7 protein-coding genes are annotated in these 8,668 nt (G+C 46.6%); 3 read left to right on the top strand and 4 right to left on the bottom strand.

What is annotated here, in order from left to right; genetic code table 11:
* Positions 1-132 precede the first annotated feature (132 nt).
* Positions 133-1,524: an NAD-dependent malic enzyme gene (locus RMO84_RS11740; RefSeq protein WP_310488642.1), complete on the bottom strand. Its 1,392-nt coding sequence runs from the start codon at positions 1,522-1,524 to the stop codon at positions 133-135.
* A gap of 161 nt (positions 1,525-1,685) precedes the next feature.
* Here RMO84_RS11740 and RMO84_RS11735 point away from each other — a divergent pair, with 161 nt between their 5' ends.
* Positions 1,686-2,504 (top strand): Rpn family recombination-promoting nuclease/putative transposase, encoded by an 819-nt coding sequence (locus RMO84_RS11735; RefSeq protein WP_310488641.1) that lies wholly within the window; start codon positions 1,686-1,688, stop codon positions 2,502-2,504.
* Positions 2,505-2,575: 71 nt separating this feature from the next.
* Here RMO84_RS11735 and RMO84_RS11730 read toward each other — a convergent pair whose 3' ends face one another.
* On the bottom strand, positions 2,576-4,321 hold the full coding sequence (locus RMO84_RS11730; RefSeq protein WP_310488640.1) for an NFACT RNA binding domain-containing protein: 1,746 nt from the start codon (positions 4,319-4,321) through the stop codon (positions 2,576-2,578).
* 153 nt (positions 4,322-4,474) lie between these two features.
* On the opposite strand from RMO84_RS11730, the gene RMO84_RS11725 reads away from it, so the two are divergent.
* Complete coding sequence (locus RMO84_RS11725) at positions 4,475-4,711, top strand: DUF370 domain-containing protein (RefSeq protein ID WP_396135837.1); 237 nt, start codon at positions 4,475-4,477, stop codon at positions 4,709-4,711.
* Between the two features lie 273 nt (positions 4,712-4,984).
* On the opposite strand, the gene ndk is transcribed toward RMO84_RS11725, so the two are convergent.
* Positions 4,985-5,434, bottom strand: a complete 450-nt coding sequence (gene ndk / locus RMO84_RS11720; RefSeq protein ID WP_310488638.1) for a nucleoside-diphosphate kinase — start codon at positions 5,432-5,434, stop codon at positions 4,985-4,987.
* Between the two features lie 177 nt (positions 5,435-5,611).
* Between ndk and RMO84_RS11715 the strand changes: the two genes are divergently transcribed.
* The gene (locus RMO84_RS11715) at positions 5,612-6,451 is read left to right on the top strand and encodes a metal ABC transporter permease (protein ID WP_310488637.1); all 840 of its coding nucleotides are present in this window, start codon (positions 5,612-5,614) and stop codon (positions 6,449-6,451) included.
* Positions 6,452-6,481: 30 nt separating this feature from the next.
* Here the strand turns inward: RMO84_RS11715 and RMO84_RS11710 are convergent.
* The coding region (locus tag RMO84_RS11710) for an ATP-binding protein (RefSeq protein WP_310488636.1) at positions 6,482-8,668 on the bottom strand (2,187 nt) is incomplete at its 5' end.

Raw genomic sequence — 8,668 nt, 5'->3', positions numbered from 1 at the left:
TATTAAGTGATGAGTTCTTATTCTCTCATAATTAGCCGATGTCTCGATCGATCTCGACGAGAAACGATCCGAGCAGCAATATCTAAATACTGACAGGTGTTGCTCACAACCCTAAAGCCTAAAGCCTAAAGTCTAATATTTAGCAATTCCTTCTTCTCTCGCAGCCTTCTGCACCGCAGAAGCGACAGCAGTAGCAACGCGCTTGTCGAATACCGAGGGGACGATATATTCGCGATTGAGTTCGTTGGGATTGATGAGTGAGGCGATCGCTTTAGCAGCTTCGAGACACATATTGATGGTAATCTGATTGGCACGACAATCGATCGCGCCCCGGAATACACCAGGGAAGGCTAAGACGTTATTGATTTGATTGGGATAGTCACTCCGTCCCGTCGCCATTACCGCCACATCATTGCTAATTAATTCTGGTTGAATTTCGGGAATTGGATTTGCCATCGCAAATACGATCGCATCTTTCGCCATCGACTTCACCATTTCCACGCTGACGACACCGGGCGCACTGACACCGAGGAAGACATCGGCACCCACCATGGCATCGGCGAGCGTCCCCGTTTGAGCGACGGCAAATTCTAGTTTCTCAGGATTCAAATCGGTACGACTGGTAGATATAATCCCCTTCGAGTCGCAAATACAGATATGTTTGACACCAGCAGTTGTAAATAATTTGGCGATCGCGATCCCCGCAGCACCCGCACCATTAATGGTAATTTTGACGGTATCGAGGGACTTTTTGACTAGTTTGAGCGAGTTTAATAGTGCGGCGAGGGTGACGATCGCGGTACCATGTTGGTCGTCATGAAAGACGGGAATATCTAGTTCTGCCCGCAGCCGCGCTTCGATCTCAAAACAACGCGGCGCGGCGATATCTTCGAGATTGATCCCACCAAAGACAGGTGCGAGATGTTTGACAGTTTTGATAATTTCTTCAGTATCTTGAGTATCCAGACAAATCGGGAACGCATCCAGTCCGGCAAATTCTTTAAATAACATCGCCTTGCCTTCCATCACCGGCATCGAAGCGGCAGCACCTAAATTCCCCAATCCTAATACCGCACTACCATCGCTGACGATCGCTACTGTATTACATTTAATTGTTAGTTCGTAAACGCGTTCTGGTTCATTGGCAATTGCCATACAGACGCGCCCGACACCAGGCGTATAAGCCATCGCCAGATCCGACTGACGGGTGAGCGGAATCTTGCTCTCCATCCGAATCTTCCCACCGCGATGCAGCTCCATCGTCCGATCGAACGTACTCGTCAGCCGCACTTCCGGAATCGACTTGACGACTTCGACAATTTGGTCGCCATGTTCGGTACTAGTCGCATCCACCGTCACATCGATCCGCGACAATACCCGTGTCTGCTCGGTAATATCCAACGTGTTGATATTGCCACCGACAGAAGCGATCCCCTGAGCGATACTCGCCAGCATCCCCGATCGATTGGGCACTTCCAAGTGCATGGAAATACTAAAGGAAGAAGTAGGATTTAAATTTACCATCTCAGTTTTTGAAGCGTCCACAACTAGCAGCCTTAATTATAAAGGTTCGCGCTCGGGATCGATCGGGAATAATCGAATGAGGCTCTACTCGTTGGTGTAGCCTCTGGGAACGAGAATCGCAGTAGGATGTAGTATTAAAGATTCTCAATTTTAGGCTCTAAATGGCGATCGATAACATCTCCAAATTTCTCATCGAACGATATTCAACAGCCTTCGCCACCTGGCTACTAGGCGAATCAATCGCGCTCACAACTATTAATCCCACCGAACTCAATGTCGAACCGATTCGAGCCGATTCGGTGATGTTTCTACAATCTAGGGAAATTATTCTTCACACTGAGTTTCAGACAGTCGCCGATGAAACCATGCCATTTCGGATGGCTGATTATTATGTGCGATTGAGACGCAAGTTTCCAGATCGAGATATTCAACAAGTAGTCATCTACCTGAAACCGACAGGTTCGGATTTAGTTAGACAGACGAGATATGAGACACCTGTGATGACTCATCAGTTTCGAGTGATTCGGCTATGGGAGGAACCAGTAGAGGTATTTCTGCGTACGCCAGGTTTGCTGCCTTATGCAGTGCTGAGTCAAGCTTCAAACAAAGAAGAAGTACTATCTCAAGTGGTGGAGCAGTTAGAGCGGATCGAAGATCGGCGCGATCGGGATAATTTAACGGCAGCGACGAGTATCTTGGCTGGGTTACAATTGGGGGAGCAGACAATCGAACGATTAATGAGGAGTCCTGAAATGCAAGAATCAACGGTGTATCAGGCTATTTTACGGAAAGGAGAAGCTTTTGGACGCACGACTGGCGAACGAGATTTAATTCTCAGACAGCTTACCCGTAAGGTTGGTAATCTATCTCCCGAAATTATCTCAAGAGTTAGTGCGTTGAATCTCGATCGATTGGAAGCTTTAGGCGAGGCTTTATTAGATTTTACCGGTATGGCAAATTTAGAATCTTGGCTGGAGTAATCAATGCTCATTTACCATCAAGACATTGCCAACATTACCTTTTTTGTAGTGGTAAATCTAATCGATTAAATTTAACGATCGATCTCAATCTCCTGCGGATGTCCCCACAAGATCTGTTCGTGTTTGTAAATCACCATTCCTGGTTTTGCACCTTTAGGTTTATAGACATGCTTGGTTTCTGTATATACTACCGGAACTGCTTGGCTCTGTCTGGCGCGGCTATAGTAAGCCACTGCATTAGCGGTAAATTGTAAATCTGCTTCCTGTGCTACCTCTCCAGGCGTAATTCTTAATAACCCATGACTGCCGGCAATTTCCTGAGCGTGAAACCAGAGATCGTATTCGGTGGCTGTTTTAAAAGTAAGTAAATCGTTTTGACGATTGTTGCGTCCGATCAGGAGTTCAAAGCCGCTGGGAGTTTTGAGAGATCGCGGTTTGGTTTCGGCTAGTTCGGCTTTGGCGATGCGATCGGCAGCGGGGAAATAGCCAGTATCGATTAATTCTTTCTTGATTTCTAATAGCGTTTGTAATAGTTCTCGAACGTTGTTATTACTATCTTCTTCTGCTTGGAGAATGCTGGCTTCGACTTGTTCTAAATAATCGATTTGAGCTTGGACTTCAGCAAGTAACGGATCGACAGCGAGTTTGGCGCGTTTGAGTTTCTGGTGGCGTTTGTACAGGAATTGGGCGTTTTGAATCGCATTCTTTTCGGGTTCGAGTTTTATTTTGACTGGCTCGCCTGTCTCGAAATCATTGAGAATAATTTGCTTCATCCCTGGCGTCCAATCTTGAAGATGTGCCATCAACAAATCGGCATTGGTGCGATATTCGTCGGCACCTGTAGACTCTAGCAGTTTGGTTTTGAAGGTATTTGCTTTAAGGCGTAATTTAGCTAAGATCGTGCTTAATTTTTGGGTAAGTTGATGTTTGAGTTGGGTAAATGCTTCGCGATCGAGTATGCAGGTATAGTAAGTCTCAACTGCTTCGTTGACTGTAGCTACTGGAGTACCTGAATTGCTCCATCCCAGGACGCTAAAGCCGTTACTTGTGAGATGGGGACGAAATTTGTATCCTTCGACTTGCGTGAGGGTTCTAAGCCATTTTTGCCAGTATTCAAATAACTTTTCCCAGTCTGAAGCAGACAGGGTATCGGTGGTTTGAATGGGATCGAGTCCAGTGGTAGTAATCAGCTCGTTCATCAGGATCGTACTCAAGCCGCGATAACTTCTCACTAGTCGCTGGTTGAGCTTGTCAGGAATCAGGCTAACTCGATCGATCCACCGATCGATCGACTCCTCTAGACTCGGCATCGGATCGGTTAAGGATGGCGGTACCTCGTAAGGTCTGCCAGTTTCGATCGTCCGCACGCTAGACTGCTTATTACTAACTTGATGCGCGGTGGTAATAATTAAATTATCGGCATCGGTGAGGGTGAGATTGCTGTATTTCCCGATCGGTTCGACATATAAATAATATAGAGCCTCAGCCCCAGGTCTAGAGGCAAATGTCAGCCGCACCAATCTTTCCCACGGCGTCGGCATTTCCATCCCCGTCATTGCCAGTCCGCCTAAGACGGAGCGTAATTGCTGGCTGAGAGTGAAGGTATCGGGAATCCGGGGTGGGGGATCGGTAAGGACGATCCGGGCGGCTTGAGGATGCCAGGAGATGGCAATCCAGCCTTTTTTGTCGAGGGTACGCAAGCCTAGAGCGAGAGTGTAGCGATCGCTTTGGTAGACGGTTTCGACTCGTGCGGGTATCCAATCTGCTTGCAACTCCCGTACTGCCGCAGTCAATGTCGTGAAGTCAACCTGTTGCATCTGAATTTAGTTGATAATTGATAGTTGATAATTGATAATTAGGCTATGCTCACTTCACCAAAGACGAAGCAAACGAGCATGACAGGCTCGGTATGAGTCTTGGCAATAGTTGACTGTTTCTAAAAATTATCAACCATCAATTATCAATTATCAATTATTCCCGTGGTTAATGTTGGTTTTGGAAATATTGTCTCCACACAGCGGATTGTGGCGATCGTTAGTCCTGATGCGGCTCCGATTAAACGGAATATTAGTGAAGCTAGAGAACGCGGACAGTTAATCGATGGGACGTATGGACGACGGACGCGGGCGGTATTAATTATGGATTCGGGGCATGCCATTTTATCTGCGATTCAACCAGAAACGATCGCCAGTCGGATTCAGGGCTAGATAGAGTCAAAGCCCGCCTAGCGACTGGAAGTCGCGGCTAATATTGCAAAGTCTGCCTACGCAGACTAAAGTATCCAGTCTGCGTAGCGAAAAGTGCGTTCTTGGGCTTTGCCCTGCTTGGGTTCGTTCCATGGTCGGGGCACCCGACCGGACGAACTCCGCTGTCTTGTCGTTTTCTTATTCGGGGGGAACCCCCGAATAAAAACGCCGCAAGTGAAGCACCTTTTCAAGAAAGGCAGACTTTGTAACACCAGCGACGACTTCAGTCGTTGTTTATTCAGCCAGCCAAGGTGAAACCGAAGGTGTCCAACTGACTAATTCTTCTTCTTTAAACCACAGTGCAATTTCGCTCTGAGCGGTTTCTACTGCATCGGAGCCGTGAATCAGGTTGCGACCGATATTGATGCCCAGATCGCCGCGAATCGTGCCGGGAGGGGACACTAATGGATTGGTAGCACCGATCGTCAGACGGGAGGCAGCGACAACGCCATCACCTTGCCAGACCATAGCTACGACTGGGCCGGATGTAATAAAATCAACTAAACCGCTGAAAAAAGGTCTTTCTTTGTGAACGGCATAATGCTGTTCGGCTAATGCGCGGCTGGGGTGCAATAATTTTAAGGCAACGAGGGTGAAGCCTTTAGTTTCTAATCGCCGAATGATTTCACCTACTAAACCACGTTGAACGCCGTCAGGCTTGATTGCGATAAATGTCCGTTCCACCGTGAACTCCTAAAAAATTATAGATAGACTTGCCAACCACAGATTATAGTTCTATTCGCGATCCTTTAGGTAGGGGGCAGGCTTTAGGTTTTAGGCTTTAGGGATTAAACAATTTAATCCTCTACTATTTTTTATGCTCACAAGAGTAATAGCAACAGCAATATTAACTATTAACGAATGCTAGAAATTCTGACTAGTCCTTGGCATTATGAATTTATGCGACATGCGATCGCGATCGGCATTTTGGTCGGGATTTTATGTCCGATCGTGGGTAGTTATCTGATCGTACAACGGATGGCATTATTTGGAGATGTTATCGCCCATTGCGTATTACCTGGTTTATCACTCTCATTCTTTTTGGGAGTAGATATTTTGGTGGGTGCGTTTATTTCGGGCATTCTCGGTGCGGGGGCGATTTCTTGGATTCGATCGCAGGCGCGCGTGAAGGTAGATGCGGCGATGGCGTTGACATTCTCAAGTTTTTTTGCGTTGGGGGTATTGCTAATTAGTTTGCTCAAAAATAATGTCGATCTGGATAGTTTTCTGTTCGGCGATATTCTTGGCGTAACGATGACCGATATTTATCGCACGGCGATCGTTACTTGTTTAATTCTGGGTGCAGTTTGGTTATTTTATAAAGAGTTGTTATTCTACACGTTTGACAAAACTGGGGCGATGGCGATGGGATTGCCTGTCAATCTGATTCATCTCGGATTTATGGCAGCAATTACCCTGACTATTATTGCCAGCATGCAAGCTGTTGGCGTAATTTTGGTAATTGCCTTGCTAGTCGGGCCAGCATTGACAGCATACTTATTAGTCAAAGAATTACATCAGATGATGTTACTGGGTGCCATTATCGGCACGATCGCCAGCGTGAGCGGCGTCTATTTGAGTTTTTATATCAAGCACGTACCTTCTGGCCCGGCGATCGTGCTGGTATCTTCCAGCTTGTTTGTCTTGGCTTTATTATTCAGTCCTTCGCAAGGTATTCTCACCCGTCGTGCGGGAATTTAACGTTGAAGATCGATCTGGATCTGAAGCTGGTTAGTCATCAGCAGTCGGCGTTTCCACAGCAGGAGTTCGCTGTGGGGGCAAAGGTAAGATAAACGGCAGATCTCCAGATGGCAACTCGATCGCAAACCGACTGCCAACATTAATTTTACTGGTAACGGACACCCTGCCCCCGTGCAATGCGACGATCTCTCGCACTAGGTTTAGCCCCAAACCCGTACCCTGAGCTTGACGATTGAAGGCACTATCGATCTGCACGAATGGCTGAAATAATCGATCGAGATCTTCTGGCGCAATCCCGATTCCCGTATCGCTGACGGCGATTTCTAGCCACGTAGGATTATTTGGCTTGGTGCCAACAAAATATGTCACATCGACACGTACACGACCAGCTTCTGGCGTAAACTTGACAGCATTACTAAGTAAATTAATCAAAACTTGGCGCATCCGGCGTTCGTCAACAAGTAGATCTGGTAAATGTGATGGGACATTTATTGCTATCTGAATCTTTTTTCGGCTAGCCTGATGGCTGACAAACGATCGACTTACATCACAAAGCTGACCGATATTAGTTGGTTCGCAGTAGATTTCTAGCTTGCCAGCCTCAAGTTTGGCAAGATCGAGCAAATCGTCAATTAATGCCAGCAGATGAATGCCACTGCGCTGAATCACTTGAATACAGCGTAATTGGCGTGAATTGAGCGTGCCATAGACCTGTTCTTCTAACCCCTCTGACATCCCCAAAATTGCATTGAGCGGCGTGCGGAGTTCGTGGCTCATATTGTTGAAGAAAGTCGTCTTCGATCGCTCGGCGAGTTCTGCAGCTTCCTTGGCGGCTTTGAATTCGATCGTCCGTGCTGCGACCTTTTGTTCGAGGAGTTCTACCGATGCTGCTAATTGAGAATACAGCTTGGCATTCTCGATCGAAATTGCCGCCTGAACGCTCAGGACATCGAGAGTCTTCATCCGATCGCGCGTAAAACTATCGATCGCGACTTGATTTTCAAGGTAGAGAATCCCAACTAATTTGCCTCGATCGAGGATCGGACTGCATAAGATGCTTTTGGGTTGATGCCGTTGAAGATAGGCATCACCGTCAAACTGCATCGAGTCGAGAGCGTCGGTTAACAGCATTGGCTGCAAATTGCGCGCAACCCAATTGACCCAGCTAATTGCCACATCATCGCTCGACTCGTAGGCGATCGGTGTTAATAACTGCGGTTTATAACCAGATTCTACTCTAGCGACTACCTGGAGACTGTCTTCGATGTTGAGTAGCAATACACATTTATCGGCACCGGCATTGGTAATAACGATCTCCAACAGCTTAGTAATTAATCGATCGAGATCGATCTCTTGAGAAATAGTTCGTGAAGCTGCCAACAAACTATCCAAATCTAAAAATGTGGAGTCACACATCACCGAATTGGTCACATCGGCGATCTGGGCATCGACGATCTCTACTGCTGCTCGATCCGAGATCTCAGTTAAGAGTTGTGGATAGAGTGTCTGCAACTGCTCGACTTTCGCCATGGCTCCCCACCGACCATAGCAGGTAGAAGCTTCTATTAAGTAAGATCGAGCGATTTTTGCTTTACCCCAATCCAGATAAAATTTGGCGGCAAGTTCGTTGGCGAGTGCTTCTTCATGAATAAATTGATGTTCTTTGGCACCAGCGATCGCCCGATCGTAATGTTCGATCGCCGCAGCCTTATCACCCAAGATCCGTTGTTTTTCAGCTTCGATTAAATCCCATTTGTGTAGATAATTCATCGGTGCATTTTGCGACCATAGCTCGATCGTCTCTTGATGAATTTGCACCTGGGCGAGAGTTTCTGCTTGTGCTAGTTCCGACTGCGCTCTAAATAGTGCCAAATATGTCAGTGCGGCATAAAAATGGAATACCGGAACTGGAATCATCCCCGCAACTGCCTGCAAGTACAATTGCCCTTGAGTAATATTTTCTAGTGCCGCAGTATAATTACCAAATAAATACGCTAGCATCAATTTGTAGATGTAAATATAAGCTAGCGCAGTGAGATCGCCATCTTGAAGATGCTTGGGAATCATCACGATCTCATCATAAGCAGTTCCAATCAGACAATCTGCTCGATCGTTTCCCCTCATCATCAGGTTTTGTGCCACCTGCCGTTTCATTTCTAGATAGGCTTTTGAGATAGATTGTTTTGCTCGCTCTAAATCTTTACTATATGGGGATAT

The organism is Chamaesiphon sp. VAR_69_metabat_338 (genome assembly GCF_031423935.1).
Classification (GTDB): domain Bacteria; phylum Cyanobacteriota; class Cyanobacteriia; order Cyanobacteriales; family Chamaesiphonaceae; genus Chamaesiphon.
This window is presented reverse-complemented; position numbering and strand designations above follow the sequence as displayed.